The sequence below is a fragment of the Staphylococcus gallinarum genome (genome assembly GCF_000875895.1).
Taxonomy (GTDB): domain Bacteria; phylum Bacillota; class Bacilli; order Staphylococcales; family Staphylococcaceae; genus Staphylococcus; species Staphylococcus gallinarum.
In genome coordinates this window covers 217,977-239,392 of the sequence record NZ_JXCF01000001.1, presented here as the reverse complement: position 1 = coordinate 239,392, position 21,416 = coordinate 217,977, and the positions used below count along the sequence as shown (strand labels likewise).

The following is a 21,416-nucleotide window of genomic DNA, read 5'->3' as shown; positions in this document are numbered from 1 at the left end:
TTATATTATACTTATTCTAAAATAACAATAGGTTAAAATTATTTATAATTTGAAATGGCCGCATTATTAGAGGATAAATAAAGGAGGTATAAAAAATCCTTCCATTATTTATGGAAGGATACTTTAAACTCTATAATATCGCGTATAGAAAGTGTTATTCATTTACTTTGTCGAATGATTTTGGATAAAAACTAAATTTCATTTCACTCATTGGTAACCATCTGAACCACACTTTACCTACAACAGAATCTTTTGAAATTAGGCCTAAGTCCTTGCGACTATCATTACTTACGAATCTATTGTCTCCTAGGACTAAGTATTTACCTTTTGGAATTTTCTTTTTACCACCGGAGTGCTTTGTATCTGATACATCAAAGTTTTCAGTGAGGTATTTCTCGATTTTATTTTTCTTGTTTAATGTTAAATATGGTTCTTTTACTAGTTTACCATTAATATAAAGTTTGTCTTTTTTACTTTCTACGGTGTCTCCAGGTTTACCAATTAAGCGTTTAATATAATCATCTTTCTTCGTTGCATGGAAAATAATGACATCGCCTCTATCAATCGTGTTCATACGTGTTGATAGTTTATTGACGACAAGTTTATCGCCATCTTCGAACGTAGGTGCCATAGAACTTCCGCTTACCGTGTAACCTGTTAATAAAAATGCAGTTACAATCCAAGCAACCGCTACACCTATTGCAATAGAAACAATCCATTCAATAATATTTTTCATCAACTATTCCACCCTATTTTCATCAATTTTATTACTTGTATTTATAAGAAAAGTCTACTATTAAAAATGTGTAGAGTCTATATATAAACATTTATAATTTTTTGATAAATATAATTATTATATTTTATTGTATTGTGTAAATTGTTGTTATATCATTATGAACTGAAGGAAACATTATTATATAAGGAAAGGATTAGAATTATGTTTCATTATTACAAGTTGTTTTGGATTAATATGTTTAATATTAATGACAGAGCAAGACGTAAAGCGTTTTGGTACCCAGTTTTGATGAATATTATCGTATCAATAGTAGGTTCATTACTAAATAGCGTGTTACCTATACCCAATTGGTTTGCTTTAACTATAGCAATTATTTTTAATATAGCAACGACAATTGGAATGTATACTGTAACAGTTAGACGTAATCATGACATCGGTATGACTATGAAATTTGCAACGGTCCTTTATGGACTAACGATACTATTTAGTATTTTAGAATTTGGTCCAGTTTATCAAGGCATTAATAATCTACCGATACCAGAGAGTATTATTATGGCAATAGGGGGCATCTTAATGGTTATTTTTGTAGTACTATGTATTATTTCAATTGCACTTTGTGTGACAAGTGGACAAAAAGAACCGAATCAATATGGTGAAAATCCAAAATATACATAACTAATAGTCACTTAATTGGTAATTTGTATTGGGAATGAATTTAATTTGAATGAAGGTAGGACAAAATGAATAGAACATATCTAGGTAATATCATATTTGCTATTTGGTGTGTCGGTGTATGGGGCATACTTGCTATTATGACTATATTTGATATTAAGGTAGTTCAACAGATAGGGGCATTCATTATATTTGTAGTTTTATCTGTTGTAATAAAATATTTAATTCAAAAATTTGTAGTTAATGTTAAATCAAAAGCACAAATAATCAAATTCAAAGGCGGATTAACGTATGGAAGCTCCAAAGATATTGAAATGGGAGCGAAAGATCAGAATTAGTTTAGTAATACTCTTTTTTATTGTGTCGATGATAAATATTATTGGTAGTGATACGATGGGCCTTGGGGACTATGCCGAAAACCAATTCATAATTATGTGTATATACAGTGTACTGTTGATATTGAACGGCATATTATATACATGGGGAAAGTTTAGAAATAGAAAGATACGTAATTTTATTTTCAATTTTCAAGCTTTGGCGTTTCTCAATATTATAATAGTTGGACTGATACTATACTTTAATGTGGATGAAATCATGGATAAATGGATATTGTGGAGTCTGTTTGCCCTGATTAATGGTATTTATTTAGGTATTATCGAACATCATTATAAAAAATCATCAACTGTATCGACTACAAATCATACATATGAATAAATAGGCGAAGTAAATGACCTCCAGTGCGCTGTGTTTTTAGCTGCATTGGAGGTTTTGTATTTATAGGGAGAGTGTAGTACTACATTAAAAATTATTAAGACATCCGGTCGTCTTGTATTTCAAAAATCTCGTATAAATATAGAACTATTTTAATGATTATACTTACTTTGTTTACAAATTATTTTTATCTTTAAAAAAATTAATTTATTTTCAAATAACACATCAATAGTCTGTGTAAGTTTGTTACACTAATACATAAGTTTTTTAATTTGTGACCCAATCAGGAGGTTATTATGAAGAAGCAAATGCATTTGGCTTCACTTGTTTATAGTACGGGTTTGCATCCGTCATCTTGGAGGTTAGAGGATTCTAAGATTGAGCAAATTGGTTCTATCGCTTATCAGCAAGAATTAGCTCAAATAGCTGAGCGTGGATGTCTTGATGCAATATTTTTAGCAGATGGACAATACATATCAGGTGAACATACAGGTCATTTATCTTATTTTCTAGAACCTATAACAGCTTTAACAGCGATATCTCAAGTCACCAAACATATTGGTTTAATCGGTACAATATCTACGACGTTCTATGATCCATATAATGTAGCAAGACTACTAGGTAGTTTGGATCATATTAGTAATGGTAGAGCAGGACTTAATATCGTCACTTCACAACTTGATATTGAAGGACAGAACCATTCGATGGAAGCCTTACCACCTTTAGAACAGCGATATGAACGCGCGGATGAATTTGTAACTGTATTAAAGAAACTGTGGCAATCGTTTGACTATAGGGCGCTCATTCATAATAGACAATCGGGGAAAGGTATTGATTTTTCACTTGTGAAGGAAATCAACCATAAAGGTAAGTATTTCCAAGTCAAAGGACCGATTAACTTACCATCAAGCCCACAGGTATATCCGGTATTATGTCAGGCTGGCACATCCATTCCTGGACGTAAGTTAGCGGCGAAACATGTGGATATGATCTTTTCTATTGCTTGGAATCAAGCTGATGCTAAGCAATTTAAAGCAGATATTGAATCGCGAGTAGCACAACTTGACGATAATGCAGCGGGACCATTGGTGTTGCCTGGGTTATCTGTTTATGTGGCAGATACTCTTGCAGAAGCAGAGCAAAAGGTTGCTGCGTTAAATGTCTATACAGATATTGAAAAGAAGATTCAGCAAATCGAGCAAAGTATCGGTCAAGATACAACTGAATGGCATTTAGATGACCCGGTACCTCAATTACCTCCTTATGAATCATTAACCGTGAAGGTTGGGTCGAAAGCACGTTATCAAGCGATACAACGAGCAGTGGAGGTTGAACGATTAACATTTAGAGATTTAATTGCACGCGTAGATACTTGGATGGGACATAAGACGATTGTCGGTGATCCAATAATGGTTGCCGATATGATGCAAACATGGTTTGAGAGCGGAAGTTGTGACGGCTTTATTTTAATGCCGCCGACATATCCTGACATGTTTGAAGCATTTATCGATAAAGTGATTCCCATCTTGCAAGAAAGAGGATTATTTAGAACTGAATACACTGAACAAACATTAAGAGAACGTATAAAAAGAGAGGTAACTTCACATTAAATTTTCAAATTGGAAAGATAAAATAGATTGGCCAGTTTTTTCCGTTAGTGGTGGCATACTCGTATTATTTGTAATTATGTCATCACTGTTTACTCAAGCAACGTCGCACGTAGTTAAGACAGGATTTCAATTATCGATTACTTATTTTGGTGCTTTTTGGCAGGTGTTATTATTAGCCACTTTTGCGGTTGGATTGTTCCTAGCATTTTCAAAATATGGAAACGTCCGTTTAGGGAATGCTACTGAACCGGAAATGAGTTATTTTAAATGGGCTGCCATTGTTATTACATCTGGGTTAGGTGCCGGGGCTATATTCTGGGCGGCTGCTGAACCGATGTATTACTTTATTGATGTGCCACCAACTATGGGAAGTGGTATTAAAGATAAGAGTATGGCTGCAGTACCTGCTGCAATGGCACAGAGTTTTACTTCGTGGGGCTTCACGGCATGGGCAATTTATGGTGCAGTGAGTGGTATCGTCATTATGTATGCACATTACAATAAAGGTATGAAATTAAGACCGAGAACTTTGCTTTATCCAGTATTTGGAGACAAAATAGAACGAAATTATACAGGATCAGTTATCGATGTATTCTGTATTCTAGGTGCAGTAGCTGGAACGATAGGGACGATAGGTTTCTTCGGTTTCCAATTTAGTTATTGGTTGCATAGTATTCTAGGTATACCAGATAATTTAACGACTCAAGTATTGTCTGTGGTAGGTTTAATGATTATCGTTACAATTTCAGCTACTACAGGTATTGAAAAGGGAATTCAGTTTCTGAGTAAATTAAATGTTTGGTTGGCAATTGGTGTAGCGGTATTTATCGTATTAATTGGTCCTGGTAGATTTATTATTGATACACTGATTTCATCTTACGGTGTGTACTTAACGAAGTTTCTAGAAATTAGTACATTTAGAGGAGATAACAAATGGGCTGGGTCATGGATGTTATTCTTCTTTGGTTGGTTTATTGGTTATGGTCCACTAATGGGCATGCTAGTCGCTCGTGTTTCAAAAGGACGTACGATTCGTGAGATATTTATTTTAGTATCTATTGTTGCAAGTGTCGTATCTCATGTTTGGTTTACAATTTTGGGTGGCAGTGGTTTATTTTATGAAACTAAGGATAGTGGTGCGATTAGTAATCCATTATCTGAAAAGGGCTTGCCAGCAGCAGTTATCTCAATTGCGAACCATTTACCATTAGGTACAGTGTTAGTGATTGTATTGTTAATATTAACGCTTATCTTTGTCATTACTACAGCAGATACAATGTCGTTTTCAATTTCGATGTCTGTTACTGGTGAGGGAGATCCACCTAAGATGGTTCGAGTATTCTGGGTAGCAATTATGGCAGTTATTTCAATTATCTTGATTAATATAGGAGAAGGTAGTATTGATGCGATTCAGTCGTTTATCATTGTCACCGCAGTACCAATATCTATTATTATGTTACCTGTGGTATGGACGGCTCCGAAGATTGCGCACAAATTGGCAGTTGCGCAAAACCTTGTTCCTGAAAAACAACCTAAAAAGCATAAAGAGAAGATAATTAGTAAAGATTAAACAAAGCATTGTTGATATGTTTCAACTGTATTAATAACCTATTGGTTCAGTCCAATAGGTTATTTTTTTATATTCAGTACTCAAAGCAATTTCGTTTGTCATTGTAATATTTATTGATATAATCGGATTAAATTTATGGGTTGTACGGACAAAAAACACTTTATGTGTGGGCTGTAATCTGCAGTAGGTATTCAGTTACTAGATATTTTCAACATCTATTTCATAAATTGACTTTCAAAGGAAAAGGGGTTAAATATAATGCAATATCGTGAACTAGGAAAGACAGGCATGAAAATTAGTGAGGTAAGTTTTGGAACTTGGGCCATCGGTGGTGCATGGGGAAAAACAAATGATGAAGCTGCTTTAGCGTCACTTGAGTATGCCATTGAGCAAGGGGTGAATTTCTTTGACACTGCAGATGTCTATGGCGATGGTCATAGTGAGGAGTTATTAGCACAAGCGACAAAAGGAAAAGAAGACGAAATCTATATAGCCACAAAGTTTTGTAGACAAGGAGATATTGCAGATCCAAATAATTACACTTATGAAACGGTTAATGCATATTGTGAGGATAGCTTACGCCGTTTAAATAGAAAGTCTATTGATTTATTTCAAATTCACTGTCCTGCCACTGAAATTTTAAGAGAAGGTAGTGTCTTTAAAGTTCTAGATCAATTGAAAGCAGAAGGGAAAATTAAACATTATGGTGTGAGTGTAGAATCAGTTGAGGAAGGACTGATTTGTTTACAGTATCCTAATGTAGAAAGTCTACAAATCATCTTTAATATATTCCGACAAAAACCATTGGAGCGCTTGCTTTCTGAAGCGCATCAACAAGGTGTTGGTATACTTACGCGCTTACCATTAGCAAGTGGATTGTTAACAGGTAAATTTACTGTCGATAGTACATTTGAAGCGGATGATCATCGTAATTTTAATGAAAATGGTGAATCATTTAATGTGGGAGAGACGTTTGCTGGTCTTGGATTAAGAAAAGGTGTTGAGTTAGCAGATCAATTAAGATGGATTGCTGATGATCGACCATCAATGACAAATGCAGCACTGCGTTGGATTCTTGACCATGAAGCTGTTACTGCCGTGATACCAGGCTTTAAAAATTTAGAGCAAGTTAAAGGTAATTTAGAAACATTAAATACACAATCATTTTCTGAAGCAGAGTATGAACAATTGAGACAGTTTTATCAAAATGAGGTGGCAGAACACATTAGAGGTGTATATTAATATAGCAGAGTGAAACGATTGGATAAACTCATCCGCCAAAGCGTTATTGAATCATGAAATCTATCGGTTTATTTAAATCGATGGATTTTTTGCGTTTTATAATGCGTATTAAATACGAATGATGATACGTGAACATGTGACTCAGTAGGACTATTTATCATACTTATTATATTTAGATTTCTAAAAAGATTAATTCTATACATAATTATAAATACGAGTAAATATAATTGTTGTTTGTTATAATTTTGATAATTAAAAGTACGTTCAAGGGGGATGTTTATGCCGGATTTAACTAAGAAAGTTGCGTTAATTACGGGAGCAAATCGTGGACAAGGTAAGGTGATTGCACAACACTTTGATGCATTAGGAGCCAATGTTGTAGTAGGAGCGCGTAATTTAAGAGATGCGATAGACGTTGAAGAAACATTGGAAAATGATGCGTTATCAATTCAATTAAACGTGACTGACGAAGATGATTGGAAATATGCTATACAGAAAACGGTAAAGACGTTTGGTAAAATTGATATTCTTGTGAACAATGCGGGAATTTACTTGAATAAACCATTTTTAGAAACGACCTTAGCTTCATACAAAAAGTTAATCCAAACGAATCAAATCGGGACATTTTTAGGTATGCAATATGTAGCTAAACAGATGAAAGTACAGCTATCAGGATCTATAATCAACACGGTCTCTGTTTCTTCATTTTCACCTATTCATGAATCATCATTATATGCTTCAACTAAAGCTGCAGTGACAACAATGTCAAAAGCAGCGGCAATGGAGCTAGGAGACTATGGCATACGCGTGAATATGGTACATCCAGGTGGCGTGAATACAGGTATGTTCTCCGATAGTAATGAAGGAAATGAATTTTATGAGCAAATACCATTAAAGCGTATTGGGCAACCGATGGATATTGCTCAAGCAGTTGCATTTTTAGCTTCTGATGAAAGTGCATATTGTACGGGAACGGAAATTGTAGTAGACGGTGGTATGACGTTAGGAACGACAGATCATAAATAATGAATGAGGTCAGAACAAGATGCTCAGTGCATTTATTGTTCTGGCTTTTTTATGTATTGAATTTATATTTAATATCTCATATTGAGATAGTAGCTATCTCTGATACCTATTTTACGAGGGGAAAGTGCTCCAATTATACTTAATTATAGAAAATGGGGGGAGATAGTTATGACAAATAAATATGACGTTATCGTAGTAGGCGCTGGTTCTATGGGCATGGCAGCAGGCTATTATTTAGCTGAGCAAGGCAAAAAGACTTTACTCATTGATGCATTTGATCCACCACATGAAAATGGAAGTCATAGTGGCGACACACGTTTAATCAGGCATGCATGTGGAGAGGGTTATGCATATGTTCCATTAGCCTTACGCGCACAAGAGTTATGGCATGCACTGCAAGCAAAGACGAATGAACGAATATTTACACAGACAGGTGTCTTAACGTTTGGTCCTGCAACATCTGGTTTTGTTCAAACGGCAATTGAAGGTGGTCAGAAATATGGTCTGAATATTGAGACACTAACTGCAGACGATGTAAATGCAAGATGGCCTGGAATAACTATGCCTCAAGGTGAAATTGGGTGCTATGAGCCTGAAGCAGGTGTATTGTTTTCTAGTGCTTGTATTAGAACATTGAAACGACTTGCCTTATCAGTAGGTGCAGAGTTAAAGGTCAATTCACCTGTAATGGATATTGAAATATTTGATGACTCTGTAAAGGTGCATACCCCAGATGATACGTTTGAGGCTAATAAACTGATCATTTCAGGAGGTGCTTGGAATAAGAAATTACTAAATGAGTTAAATATTAATATTAACATCCAACCGTCGAGACAAACAATTGCGTGGTTTGATTCTGATGACATTTTATATAAATCTGATGGCTTTCCAGGATTTTTTGCGGATGTGCCTTCTGGTGTTTATTATGGATTCCCTTCAATCGATGGTACGGGGTTAAAGATAGGGCGTTATGATAATGGAGATGATATAGATCCAAGTTATTATAACAAGACCTTTGGTGCCTATGAAAAAGATGAGAAAGATATTCGAGGATTTTTATCTAATTATATGCAAGCAGCACATGGCAATATCAATGTAGGTAAGACATGTATGTTTACTAATACGCCAGATGAAAACTTTATCATAGATACACATCCTGATTATAATCATGTTGCTATTGCAGCTGGTTTTTCGGGGCATGGCTATAAATTTTCCAGTGCAGTAGGAGAAGCTTTAGGAGAACTCATTATCCATGGTGAAACGACTCAAGACATCTCGCCCTTTAAGATTACACGTGATAGTTTACAACCAGAAAATAAAGACGAAGTATACTTCAAGGCAAGGGGGAAATAATGTATGCAAAGTTATTTAGCCTTTTTACAATCGTTAATTCAAATTGATAGCACCAATCCTCCAGGTAATGAACAAGCAATCATTCAACAATTTATTAATAGAAGTGAGGCAACCGGACTTCCATATCAGGTTATGACTGTTGATAATAATAGAAGTAACTTTTCAGTCAGAATTAAGGGTTCAAACACTGACAAAGGAAAGTTATTGTTGAATGGGCATACGGATACAGTAAAAATTGGTAGCCAGAAATGGCAATATAATCCATTTGATGCGCATATAGAAGACGGTAAGTTATATGGCAGAGGAACGACAGATATGAAGAGTGGTCTCGCTGCATTGTATTTAGCGTTAGAATCATTATATTTGGAAAATTATCCTTTGACGAAGGATGTTGAGTTTTTAGCAACGGCAGGAGAAGAAGTAGATTCGATTGGTGCAACACATTATGTTAATACACAAGGTATGTCAGATGTGGAAGCTATTGTTATAGCCGAACCAACTCATGAACAAGTAGTTGTTGGACATAAAGGGGCATTGTGGATTGAGGTTAAAGTGACAGGTAAAACCGCTCACGGGGCAATGCCTGAGCAAGGTGTAAATGCAATTGAAGCGGCGAGTGAAATTATACATTTAGTAGAGCGATTAAAAACTGAATGGAAAGTTAGACATGATCCATTAGGTACGAGCAGTATTTCTGTAAACATGATTCAAGGCGGTATTCAAACTAATGTGATACCTGATGAATGCATATTGTATGTAGATATTAGGTCAGTGATACCCAATTGTCATGACAAGCTATATCATGATTTTAATCAGGCATTACAATCTCTATTTGAAGGTGCAACGCTTCCTAATGTGGAAGCGAAGATTATACTAAATCGCGAGGCAGTCTTAACGAATGAACAAAGTCAAATTATCCAGGATGCACTGACAATTACACAGCAACAGCAAGTAGGTGGCGTATCCTATTACACAGATGCCTCTGTATTAAATAGTAGCAGTGATATTCCAACACTAATATATGGGCCAGGTATTGAAACATTGGCGCATCAACCAGATGAATATGTTGAGGTGGCTGCTTTCGAGCGCAGCATTGCGTTCTATAAATCCCTGATTATTCAATATGCAGGATAAATATAAGAAGATTGCCAAATCGTTTGGCAGTCTTTTTTAGTATATTTAACTGAAAATTCTGTATAATAGCAATTAATATTTATGTGGGGGGATTTCAATGGAGTTTAAAGATTTGAAAATTTTCCAAAGTGTAGCAGAACATCAAAGTATTAGTAAAGCCGCAACATCTCTATGTTATGTACAATCATATGTGACCTCGCGAATTAAGATGTTAGAACAAGAGTTGAATGCACAATTATTTATTAGGCGGCGTAATGGCACAACTTTAACTTCGGAAGGGTTGAAATTGCAAATATATGCTGAACAAATTCGTAAGGTAATGTGTGAAATTGATAGAGCCTTTCATGATAATGAGATGCCTACGGGTAAATTGAATATAGGCACAGTTGAGACAATAACAAGACTACCAGAAATATTGTCTAAATATCAGCAGTTATGTTCTGATGTATCACTCGCCTTGTATAGTGGTGTGACTGAAAGTATTATCACTAAAGTGCGTGACCGTAAGTTGGATTGTGCGTTTGTTACAGGATTTACGAAACAAGTAGGCATCAATAAAGTCGAATTATTTCATGAACAATTAATCTTAATTGCTAATCAACCACTAGACTCAATTGACCAACTAAAATCTAAGTCGATGTTAGTCTTTACAGAAGGGTGTAATTATAGAAAGAAATTGGAAATGTGGTTAGATTCAGAGAACATTGATTACTCTAATATGTTAGAGTTTGGTACATTAGAAACGATTGTAGGAAGTGTGAAATCTGGTCTAGGAGTAAGCCTTGTTCCAGAATCTACTGTTACAAACGATGTTACATCCCAACAACTTTATGCTTATCGATTGCCTGAGTACTATAGTACGATTTCTACCGACTTTATTTGGAATGACGAAGCGTATGTAACACCTGCTATTGATAGATTTATCCAGATGATTATGGATTTTAAAAATTTAGCACCTGTTGAATATTAGTAAGTTTCTGCTAAAAATAAACTGCTCTAACACAAACCACGTTAGAACAGTATATATGAGAGGTAAATTACAGTTGTTACAGTTATAGCACTGAGTAATGTTGAAAAGAGTACGATCTGAGCATGTAATTCAGGTTCAACTTGATACTCCATTGCAATTGTTGAGGTATTTCTTGAAGTTGGGAATGAACTAGCAATAAATAGTGATTGTGCGACAATACCATCTATATGCAATAAGTAGATGAGAGCAAGTGATAACGCCGGACCTACTATGAGACGGCCAACAAGAGACCATGTGATAACACGTTGAAAGAAATTTATTTTAATTTTGGCAAGTTGTGCTCCTAACACGATTAAAGCTATAGCAATAAATGCATCTGCTAAATGGTTTAATGGTAATAATATAGGTTTAGGAAGAGATAATTTAAAATAGTTGAATATTATTCCTAATATTAAGGCATGGAATACAGGTAATCGTAAAAATGAAATAATAATTTCTTTAAATGTCTTTGTTGTTGAAAGAATATTGTAAATGCCATAGGTATAAGTTAGTAAATTTTGAAAGATGAGGATAAATACTTGGATGGAGACACCGATTGGGTTATGGCTAAAGATTAAATTGCTTACTGGTAAACCATAGTTGCCCGAGTTCATGAGTGAAATACTATTTTTTAGAGCAGCATCTTGTCCAGGATTTAATTTTAAATATTTACAGATAATGTGGCTAAAAATAATTAATATGATGCTATATAGCACTACATAATAAATAATTTGTAGTAACACATCTGCCTTGATATTAACATTTAGAATATTGACGAATACGGAAGCAGGCATTAAACAATAAGTGATTAAAGCTGAAAACTGACGTAAATCAAATTCAAATTTAATTTGAAGTACAACACCTAGAAGGATGAGTAATAAGATAGGTACAAGGACCTCTAGTATGATGAACAAGAACATATATATTACCTCTTTTAGTAATAATGTAGCATAACAAATTATTATAAGATAATAAGAATAAACAATCTTTTATAATAGTATTTTATTAATTTTTATTTTACAGATTAATTCGAGGTATTAAATTTTGGTAATAGTGTGTTAATCTGAAAAATATAATTACTATTATTATGAATGAAAGTCAAATACATCTATGTAATAGATTTTATAAATGAGGTGTAACACGCTAAAGACTTGATCATAGTTAAGTTGTGGCACGTGTGTGTTTAACACTTTATAAAAGTTGGTAAGTACAGAAAAATTGAGGAGTGGCACATTATGGATTTTTATACTAGAGATTTACAAGCAAGTGATATTCAAGGAGTGTATGAACTATACGCGCATCCAGAAGTCGCAAAGTATCAATTATGGGATGTTGCTACGTATGAAGAAACAGAACAATTTATTAATTCAGTATTAGAAAAGGAAGAACATTGGATTTATAATGTGATTATCAATGCAGATACAGATAAAATCATCGGAATTGTACAACTTATTGTTGATAACGACAATAAAAGTGCAGAAATTGGATTTATTGTACACCCTGATTTTTGGGAGCAAGGTATTGCTTCAGACATTGCTGCTACGATGGTTAAATATGGCTTTAAAGTTCTAAAATTAAACAGAATTTGGGGCTCATTAGATGCTAGAAACGTCGCTGCACGTATCGTATTACAGAATGCAAATATGAAACATGAAGCGGTGTTACGTGAGGACAAGGCAGTTGAAGATGGGTTTAGAGATACATTGATTTTCGCGATTATTAAAAGTGAATACTAAATTACAAGTAAGGTGCTTTATAATACTCGCAAAATTAAGAAACAAGTCACTCAAATTTTTCGATTTGAGTGACTTGTTTTAATATTATTTTTCTAATCTATTGATCGTTACATCTAAATTAAAATATTTTTGTAGCAGTTGTCTATAGTTGTTTGAAGTTACCGGATATTTTTCTTTCTGTGGCCCTTTGGTCAATGTAAGTTGTTCGTGTGACATGGTTGCGCGACCAAAGGATTGTGGTTGTGTAATTAATAATCTCTGTACAAAAATAGAGTCTGGATGATATTGATTATACTCAATGTTATAGCCAAATGCTTCAATAGACTTTGGAATTAATACAGCTTCATATTGAGTTACCCAAGCACCTTCGATCAATTTTTGGCTATAAACGAGGTGATTGTTATTAGTAATAGCACGATATTGACCGTTGATATTAATAATGGTCTGTGCATCTTCTACATTAGTAATAGGAAGAGCTTGAACAGGTAAATCACCAAAACCTACATCTGTCATATAACGTTGTTCGTCAATTGTTACAATGAGTGAAACGTGTGAGCCGTCTAAACTTTTTCCGCCCCCAGGGATATGAATCGTTGCAGAAACCATGTGTACGACAAACCCTTTAGCTTCAAGATATGCTTTGAACAGACTGTTAAGTTCATAACAAAAACCGCCACGTTTGTGATTAACTACCTTATTGTAAATCGTTTCAAGATTAACGGATATTGCTACACCATTTTGAACATCAATATTTTCAAAAGGTACTGTAAACATGAAACGTTGCATGTAATAATTTAATGCTGCAAGCGAAGTTTCGGTATAAGCGTTAGCATCAATATTTAAATGTTGTTCTAATTGTTCAATATTCATAAGAATAACCTGCTTTTATTTATAGATTATACTGTGTATTGTAAATTGAATAGTTAAATTAACAAGGAAAAGGCCTTGTCGATAAAAATAATTAGTGTTTAACCGTTTCTTGACCGCGCTTATTCCAAGTAAATGTAAAGCTAATCATCGCTAAGATACTAATTCCAGTCAATAACATGAACCCGGCATCCCAGCCAAGGTGGTCTACTAACAATCCCATGATAATATTAGCCATTACTGCACCGCCTAAGTAACCGAATAAACCTGTAAGTCCAGCTGCCGTTCCAGCTGCTTTCTTTGGAACATAGTCTAGTGCTTGTAAACCGATTAACATTACCGGACCATAAATTAAGAAACCGATAGCGATAAGCGCAATATTATCAATTAGAGGATTACCTGGTGGGTTTAACCAATAAACTACCACAGCTATTGTGACACCTAACATAAAGATAAATCCTGCTGGACCACGGCGCCCTTTAAAGACTTTGTCTGAAATATAACCACATAATAATGTACCTGGGATACCTGCCCATTCATATAAGAAATAAGCCCAACCAGATGCCTCTAGGTTAAAATCTTTCTCCTCACTTAAATAGGTAGGCGCCCAGTCTAATACACCATAACGCACGAAATAGACAAAAATATTAGCGATAGCAATTGCCCATACCCATTTATTATTTAAAACATATTTGAACAATATTTCTTTAGTAGTTAATTCAGTTTCTAATGTTTGCTTAGACTTTGTATCATAATCATCCTTATATGCCTCTATAGGTGGTAAACCTTGAGATTGTGGTGTATCTCTAATTAAAGCGTAGGCAATAATAGCAATTATAACTGCTACAAGTGCTGGTAATATAAAGGTACCTTCAAACCCTTTTAAATAACCAAACGAAAATGTACCAACTAATGTCACACCAAATAAAGCTAGGGGAGCCATTAATCCACCACCGACATTATGCGCCACATTCCAAATGGCAGTTTTACCTCCACGTTCACTAACGCTATACCAATGAACTAAGACACGACCAGACGGCGGCCATCCCATACCTTGGAACCAACCATTAAGAAACATCATGATAAATATAATGAAGATACTAGAGGTTAGAGCAGGAATAAATCCTAATAGTAAGTTCACTACTGCAGTTAAAATTAAACCAAGTGTTAAAAATGTGCGTGCATTACTTCTATCGCTCACAGTTCCCATCACAAATTTACTAATACCATAAGCAATGGACACCGCAGATAAGGCGATTCCAAGACCAGATTTACTAAAACCCTCATCAATTAAATAGGGCATAGCAAGTGAAAAGTTCTTACGTAAGAGATAATAACCCGCATAGCCTAAAAAGATACCAATAAAAACTTGTAGCCTTAATCGCTTATAAGTTTCATCGATTTCATCATTAGGTAAAGGCTCGATGTGCTGAGCTGGCTTTAAAAAATTCAACATAGATGGACCTCCTATAAAATAATGTAAAAATTTTATTAATTTAGTATTAATTTTATATGAAGATGTAAGCGTTAACAACACTATATTGATTATTAATGGTAAAAATATTGCAATTGAAAGATTACAGGATGGAAAGTTGAGTCTATTTTGTTCATGAGAGTTACAGTGTTTAAATGTTAATAACATAGCAAGTGAATTAATGTTGGCTGTATTGGAAGTGTGCCAATGATGGAGGGAATGTTGTATGTTGAGTGTATTATTATACTGTTGTGTATCAATTAAATTGCTATTGCAACCAATTTATTGCAATTTAAAGACATAGGATCGCGCTTAGAACCATCTTAATTTTAACGATTTTTATAAGTACAAAGTCGTAGAAAATATTTCAAAAACATCTCTGTGACAACATCTAAATGCAATAAATGTCTTTATTTATACAACTTATGCAACCATTTTATTAATAGGCTGTAACCTATGAAATCAAATTATGCGCTATAGTATTTTGTGTAATCTAATTAAAAGATTAGAAATTTTGTTGCTTAACAGTTTTTAAAACTGATAGGCATTGGGAGGATTTTAATTATGAGAAAAACATTATTAACTACAATAGCAGCAATCTCATTGGGAGCTACAGGATTAGGAACAAGCGCACATGCGGCAGAACAAAATAACAACTGTGGACCAAATGGTCAACCACAAGCGTCACAACATGGTCAACAAATGTCGCAACAACACAGCCAAAGTGAGCATAAATTTAATCAACCAAAGCAAGTTAAATTTAATAACGACAATAATAAATCATATAATACTCAACAAGTTTCAACGACACAAAATCAACAAAACGACAATTCAAATGATGACAACACTTCAACGACAACGTCAAACCAATCATCATCTAATACGTCAACAAACTCATCAGATGATTCAGACTCATCTAGCTCATCGGATTCATCTACAACAAGCAGTGACAGTACAAGCTCAGTTTATCAACAATTTTTAGCTGCTGGTGGTACGAAAGAATTGTGGGAAAGCATTGTATTACCTGAATCAGGTGGAGATCCAGATGCAGTGAATTCAGCAGGTTATAGAGGATTAGGCCAAACGAAAGAATCATGGGGTACAGGATCAGTCGCTACTCAAACCAAAGGTATGATCAATTATGCCAAAGAACGCTATGGTTCAATCGAAGCTGCCATCGAATTCCGTGAGGCTAACGGTTGGTGGTAAGATCCATCCAAATCACAATTTAAAAAGTAAATTATATGTCTAATTAAAAGTTAAATAATAATAAAATTCCCAGTTTAGTAAAGCAGGTGCAACTTCACAAAAGAGTGAGGTTGCACCTGTTTTTTGTTGTAATGTAAGAAAACTTCACAAATAAATGTTAGGTTAATTTACGGAAATTCGTGCTTGTATCTATCCCATGTTATCTTCTACAAAAATATATTTCATAAATTGAAATATTGATAGAAAGTAGGAATGGATATGGAAATTTTAACTGACTTACGTGAAGAGAAGCATTTAAGTATCTCGAAATTAGTTATTTTACTTAATGATAAGTATGAAAAGAATTATAAGATCTATCAAATAATTAATTGGGAAAATGGACATGAACAAATTCCTCAGAAAGATTTAGAACTTTTGTGTGATTACTATGAATATCCGATAGAAAAGTTATCATATTCGTGAAGCATTAAACTTGTTCGAGTAGGGTGTAATGAAAATCAACTTCAAAAAAGTAATAACAATAAACTAAGAATGATGACACTCAAAACCATCAATGTACTCTTTTAACTCATTTCATTAAGTATAATTATATTGCACATCGTTCATAATAGTGTTATAATACACTTGCCAAGTGGTTTAATCATGTAAACACCGAATCCCCTTACTAGGGTCATAGTAAGGGGATTTTTGGTGTGGTTAGTCGCCTATTTATCATTACGCTTGCCTAACCAATAAACAAATAGCGCAACGAGACAACCACTTAATGTTGTGGTTATGATGTCGACCAGTGGTTTAAACATCTTGTAAACTCCCCCTCTCTACGTCAAATTGACGCCTGAGGTAGGCGACACTTTAAGTATATAATCAATAGTATTTTATTTGTATTTAATTGTTATTAAATTAAAAAAATAGCATATCAGATGTAGAAAGGGTGGAAAAATGTATTTGAATCATCAAACAGTATATATTCACTTTACTACACATAATAAATAATAGTTTTATAGAATAAATTGACTAAGTGATAAGCACATGCTACCATAATCCCTATTAAACGAATCGGAATTATAAAATTAAGGAGGAGTTTAAATGAAAAGAATGAAATTGGGATATTTTTTTACTGGCTTTGGTCATCATGTGGCAAGTTGTAGACATGCAGACTCATTAAAAAGAGGTGGTATGAACTTAGAAAAAATAATAGAACAAGCTAAAATTTTAGAACAAATGAAATTTGATTTTCTATTTTTTTCAGATGCTTTATATCTAGATAAAAAAACACATCCTGACGTATCGAGTCGTTTTGAACCCTTTACACTCATGTCTATGATTAGTACATATACGAAAGATTTAGGATTAATTGTAACTGGTTCAACTACATTTTCAGAGCCATTTTCTTTAGCGAGAATTTTATCTTCGCTAGATCATCTAAGTGAAGGTAGAGCTGGTTGGAACATTGTTACATCAGGCATTAATGATACAGCTAAAAATTTTAATGGAACGAGTAATATTGCTCATGATTTGAGATATGAGCAGGCGGAAGAGTTTATACAAATAACTACTCAACTTTGGGATTCATGGAAGGATGTACATTTTGAGGAACAGCAAGAAAAAGGATATTTTTTAAATGAGAGCGGCCCACAACCAATCAACTATGAAGGTAAGTTTTACTCTGTTCAAGGGCCGTTAAATATTGAAACATCTCCTCAAGGTTATCCATTGTTAGTGCAAGCTGGTTCATCAAAAAAGGGAAGTGAATTTGCATCAAAATTTGCAGAAGTAGTTTTTACAGCGCAAAATAATATAGACGATGCTATAACATTTGCTAAACATTTAAAAGAAAGTGCAAAATATCAACGTGGTAGTCAGCAAGAAGTAATCGTTATGCCAGGTATATTTCCAGTCATTGGTGATACACGGGAAGAAGCAGAGCATAATTATGAAGCTTTACAGGAATTAATAGTACCTGAAGTAGGATTAGAACTATTATCTTCTTATTTAGGTGATTTAGATTTAAGTAATTATGACTTAAAAACACCTTTTGAAAATATTGAACTACAAGAAGGCAACAATATTCAAAGTCGTGTGAAATTAATAAGTGATACTGCAAAATCAGAGCAATATACTTTGGAAGATGTAATGAAACATGTTGCTGGGGCAAGAGGTCATCATATTGTAATTGGTACAGCAACTGATATTGCAGACAAAATGGAAGAATGGTTTCGAAAAGGTGCAGCAGACGGGTTTAATATTATGCCACCTCTCAATCCTACACAATCTGAATTGTTTATAGAACAAGTAATACCTATTTTACAAGAGCGAAACCTAATTCAATTGGAGTATAAGTCAGGAACTTTACGTGAAAAATTAGGTTTAACTTTCAACTATAGTGCGGTTAAATAGTCAATTTATAAATAATATAGAAAAAATCAATCTTCTTAAAAATATCTGAATATTCAAAAAATATTACTTATTAATTAATTGGAGGTATATACATGTACATAGCATATACACTGATATCGTGTGCGTTTTTCTTATTTATCGTAGCATGGTATTCATATTATAAAACCAAAAATACTGTGAATAGTTCGAATGGATTTTTCCTAGGTGGTAGAGGATTAACAGGGGGATTTATCGCTGGTGCATTGATTTTAACTAATTTATCAGCTGAACAATTGATAGGATTAAATGGACAAGGATATAAGAATAATCTATCGAGTATGGGGTGGGAAGTTACTGCAGGTGTCTCAATTATTATTCTTGCAACAATATTGCTACCTAAATATTTAGGCGGTGGCTTTACGACATTACCGGAATTCATAAATAATCGATTCGACCAACAAACACGTTTATTAATTGTTTTATTATTTATGGTAGGATACGGATTTATAACAATCCCTTCGGTGCTTTATTCAGGATCTATTGCAGTTTTACAAATATTTGATATTCCTCACTTATTTGGTATTACTTTTGAACAATCGGTATGGGCAATTGTATGGTTAATTGGCATAATAGGTACATTATACGCAATTTTAGGTGGGTTGAAAGCAATTGCGATTTCAGATACTTTAAATGGTATTGGTTTATTAATTGTTGGTATATTAGTACCGATTTTAGGGTTTATCACTTTAGGTGATGGTAATTTTTTATCTGGAATGAAGACAATTGCAACACACCATCCTGAAAAATTGAGCGCGATTGGTTCAAGCAAAGATGATGTGCCATTTGGGACAATATTCACTGGTATTATTTTTGCGAACTTATTTTATTGGGGAACAAATCAATACGTCATTCAACGTACGCTAGGAGCAAAAAATTTAGCGGAAGGTCAAAAGGGAGCTTTATTTACCGGTTTTCTTAAGGTATTAGTACCATTTCTAATGATGATTCCTGGTGTCATTGCGTTTCATTTATATGGACCAAATTTGAAAAATATGGATTTGGCTTATCCTACATTAGTTAAAGATATTTTTCCTACATTTTTAAATGGCTTTTTCCTAGCAGTGTTATTAGGTGCTGTCTTTTCAAGCTTTAATGCATTACTAAATAGTGCATCCACACTTTTTGTATACGATATATACAAAGTACTTATTAATAAAAATGCGACGGACCAACAAATGATACGAGTCAGTCAATGGTTTGGCATCATATTAGCATTAGTAACATTCTTCATTTCACCCATGTTAATAAATGCGCCAAAAGGGTTATGGACAATTATTAGAGAATTTACTGGTTTCTTTAATATACCTATCATTGCAATTGTATTGGTTGGTATCTTTTCTAAAAAAGTACCTGCTATTGCTCCTAAAACAATAATCATTATGCATGTTATTACATATTATTTATTAATATGGGGACTGCCAACGATTTTCAATATTAATATGCCAATTAATTTTATATATATACAAGGGCTGTTATTTATAATTGAAATAAGTATCATGTTACTTATTGGAATAATTAGACCTTTAGAGAAAGCATTTATTTTCAAACCTAATGCAAAAATTGATATGAAACCATGGAAATATACGATCCCAGTGACTGTCATTTTATTAGGCACTATCGTTTTTACTTATATTTTGTTTTCACCAATAGGTTTGGCATCGACTCACAACGTTGTATCGATATGGTTTTGGCCAGCTGTGGCATTATTGATGATTATTGTAGCTAGTTGTTATTACTTAGCTATTAAATATTGGAGTGTTAAATACGAATATTTCTTAAAAAATGAATACAACAAAGAAATTGTCAAACCATTCTATGATAATAAAGAGTTAGAAAACCAAGCAAATAAGCAATTAACTTAATTGTGTAAAGTTAATAGATTATTAAAAGTGCTTTTGTGTGACACTAAATTTTAGGAAGTAGCAATTATATTGGAAAGCATCTTGTTTCAATAGAGTATTATGAGTTTAAGTGAGCGTTTACAGTGAAGTTATGTCAAATGAAAGGATTAAGATATGAAATAAACTCATATATTTGAACTATATCTAATATTAATACCTTCCAATTATAAATAGTGCGATTTTGTTAGCCAATACTTCTTGTTCCATATTATTATGAGCTATCTGTAAAGCGCCTTCGTGAATCATCTGTGCGATGATTGGGATGAATATGTCTTGGTCCTTGTTTGTGTAAGTATTTTTCAAACTATTTTCTAAAACTATAGTGAGTTGCTCTAGTATTTTCTCTTTCATTTGAGGCAATGCCAATCCAGCATAGCTGCTACGGCACTCCACATTTGGTTTTTGATAGAAATCATGAACTGCTAAGATTAAGTTGCTTACATTTTCTTGATTAAAAATCATAGGATCTGAAATGTGGTCCTCAAAAGATACTGTAGCAAAATCCTCTACAATATAATCGACTAAATCATATTTATCTTCAAAATGTGCATAAAATGTTGCTCTGTTCACTTGAGCCCCGTTTGTAATGTCGGCGATAGTTATTTTCTCAAAATCCTTTTTACTAACTAATGCAAAAAAGGCGTTAATTATGGATTGTTTAGTATGTGTCATTCTAATATTTTTCACTTTATCTGCCATATGAATCTACCCCCAATAATTTAAGTTATCT

At 33.8% G+C, this 21,416-nt stretch carries 20 protein-coding genes; 14 read left to right on the top strand and 6 right to left on the bottom strand.

What is annotated here, in order from left to right:
* Nucleotides 1-154: 154 nt before the first annotated feature.
* Complete coding sequence (gene lepB / locus SH09_RS01025) at nt 155-739, bottom strand: signal peptidase I (protein ID WP_042737755.1); 585 nt, start codon at nt 737-739, stop codon at nt 155-157.
* Between the two features lie 198 nt (nt 740-937).
* On the opposite strand from lepB, the gene SH09_RS01020 reads away from it, so the two are divergent.
* The 9 genes from SH09_RS01020 to SH09_RS00975 all read left to right on the top strand — a co-directional run bounded on the left by SH09_RS01020 (nt 938) and on the right by SH09_RS00975 (nt 11,024).
* Nucleotides 938-1,411 carry a DUF805 domain-containing protein gene (locus SH09_RS01020; protein WP_042737754.1) on the top strand — a complete coding sequence of 158 codons (474 nt, stop codon included), beginning with the start codon at nt 938-940 and terminating at the stop codon, nt 1,409-1,411.
* 65 nt (nt 1,412-1,476) lie between these two features.
* Nucleotides 1,477-1,746, top strand: a complete 270-nt coding sequence (locus SH09_RS01015) for a hypothetical protein (RefSeq protein WP_042737753.1) — start codon at nt 1,477-1,479, stop codon at nt 1,744-1,746.
* A gap of 669 nt (nt 1,747-2,415) precedes the next feature.
* On the top strand, nt 2,416-3,729 hold the full coding sequence (locus SH09_RS01005; protein WP_042737751.1) for an NtaA/DmoA family FMN-dependent monooxygenase: 1,314 nt from the start codon (nt 2,416-2,418) through the stop codon (nt 3,727-3,729).
* A complete protein-coding gene (locus SH09_RS01000) occupies nt 3,725-5,299 on the top strand; it encodes a BCCT family transporter (RefSeq protein ID WP_082039155.1) in 1,575 nt (524 codons plus the stop codon). The genes SH09_RS01005 and SH09_RS01000 overlap by 5 nt, the downstream gene beginning before the upstream one ends.
* Before the next feature lie 258 nt (nt 5,300-5,557).
* Nucleotides 5,558-6,541: an aldo/keto reductase gene (locus SH09_RS00995; RefSeq protein ID WP_042737749.1), complete on the top strand. Its 984-nt coding sequence runs from the start codon at nt 5,558-5,560 to the stop codon at nt 6,539-6,541.
* A gap of 279 nt (nt 6,542-6,820) precedes the next feature.
* Nucleotides 6,821-7,567 carry an SDR family NAD(P)-dependent oxidoreductase gene (locus SH09_RS00990; RefSeq protein WP_042737748.1) on the top strand — a complete coding sequence of 249 codons (747 nt, stop codon included), beginning with the start codon at nt 6,821-6,823 and terminating at the stop codon, nt 7,565-7,567.
* A gap of 168 nt (nt 7,568-7,735) precedes the next feature.
* Nucleotides 7,736-8,920: an N-methyl-L-tryptophan oxidase gene (gene solA, locus SH09_RS00985; RefSeq protein ID WP_042737747.1), complete on the top strand. Its 1,185-nt coding sequence runs from the start codon at nt 7,736-7,738 to the stop codon at nt 8,918-8,920.
* 3 nt (nt 8,921-8,923) lie between these two features.
* Nucleotides 8,924-10,054, top strand: a complete 1,131-nt coding sequence (locus SH09_RS00980; protein WP_042737746.1) for a M20 family metallopeptidase — start codon at nt 8,924-8,926, stop codon at nt 10,052-10,054.
* A gap of 97 nt (nt 10,055-10,151) precedes the next feature.
* Entirely contained in the window at nt 10,152-11,024 is an 873-nt protein-coding gene (locus SH09_RS00975; protein ID WP_042737745.1) for a LysR family transcriptional regulator, read from the top strand.
* 41 nt (nt 11,025-11,065) lie between these two features.
* On the opposite strand, the gene SH09_RS00970 is transcribed toward SH09_RS00975, so the two are convergent.
* Entirely contained in the window at nt 11,066-11,983 is a 918-nt protein-coding gene (locus SH09_RS00970; protein ID WP_042737744.1) for an AEC family transporter, read from the bottom strand.
* Nucleotides 11,984-12,298: 315 nt separating this feature from the next.
* Here SH09_RS00970 and SH09_RS00965 point away from each other — a divergent pair, with 315 nt between their 5' ends.
* A complete protein-coding gene (locus SH09_RS00965; RefSeq protein WP_042737743.1) occupies nt 12,299-12,799 on the top strand; it encodes a GNAT family N-acetyltransferase in 501 nt (166 codons plus the stop codon).
* Between the two features lie 84 nt (nt 12,800-12,883).
* Here SH09_RS00965 and SH09_RS00960 read toward each other — a convergent pair whose 3' ends face one another.
* Nucleotides 12,884-13,669: an arylamine N-acetyltransferase gene (locus tag SH09_RS00960; protein ID WP_042737742.1), complete on the bottom strand. Its 786-nt coding sequence runs from the start codon at nt 13,667-13,669 to the stop codon at nt 12,884-12,886.
* 91 nt (nt 13,670-13,760) lie between these two features.
* Nucleotides 13,761-15,119, bottom strand: a complete 1,359-nt coding sequence (glpT, locus tag SH09_RS00955; RefSeq protein ID WP_162846346.1) for a glycerol-3-phosphate transporter — start codon at nt 15,117-15,119, stop codon at nt 13,761-13,763.
* Nucleotides 15,120-15,704: 585 nt separating this feature from the next.
* On the opposite strand from glpT, the gene SH09_RS00950 reads away from it, so the two are divergent.
* Together SH09_RS00950 and SH09_RS00945 are read left to right on the top strand one after the other, a co-directional pair.
* A complete protein-coding gene (locus SH09_RS00950; RefSeq protein WP_042737740.1) occupies nt 15,705-16,349 on the top strand; it encodes an aggregation-promoting factor C-terminal-like domain-containing protein in 645 nt (214 codons plus the stop codon).
* A 258-nt stretch (nt 16,350-16,607) separates the two neighbouring features.
* On the top strand, nt 16,608-16,811 hold the full coding sequence (locus SH09_RS00945; RefSeq protein WP_042737739.1) for a helix-turn-helix transcriptional regulator: 204 nt from the start codon (nt 16,608-16,610) through the stop codon (nt 16,809-16,811).
* Between the two features lie 242 nt (nt 16,812-17,053).
* On the opposite strand, the gene SH09_RS16285 is transcribed toward SH09_RS00945, so the two are convergent.
* Nucleotides 17,054-17,149, bottom strand: a complete 96-nt coding sequence (locus SH09_RS16285; RefSeq protein WP_107512500.1) for a type I toxin-antitoxin system Fst family toxin — start codon at nt 17,147-17,149, stop codon at nt 17,054-17,056.
* Between the two features lie 286 nt (nt 17,150-17,435).
* Here SH09_RS16285 and SH09_RS00940 point away from each other — a divergent pair, with 286 nt between their 5' ends.
* Nucleotides 17,436-18,746, top strand: coding sequence for an LLM class flavin-dependent oxidoreductase (locus tag SH09_RS00940; RefSeq protein WP_042737738.1), 1,311 nt, complete (start codon nt 17,436-17,438; stop codon nt 18,744-18,746).
* Nucleotides 18,747-18,838: 92 nt separating this feature from the next.
* Nucleotides 18,839-20,647: a solute:sodium symporter family transporter gene (locus SH09_RS00935; protein ID WP_042737737.1), complete on the top strand. Its 1,809-nt coding sequence runs from the start codon at nt 18,839-18,841 to the stop codon at nt 20,645-20,647.
* 189 nt (nt 20,648-20,836) lie between these two features.
* Here the strand turns inward: SH09_RS00935 and SH09_RS00930 are convergent, their stop codons facing one another.
* The gene (locus tag SH09_RS00930; RefSeq protein ID WP_042737736.1) at nt 20,837-21,385 is read right to left on the bottom strand and encodes a TetR/AcrR family transcriptional regulator; all 549 of its coding nucleotides are present in this window, start codon (nt 21,383-21,385) and stop codon (nt 20,837-20,839) included.
* Nucleotides 21,386-21,416 lie beyond the last annotated feature (31 nt).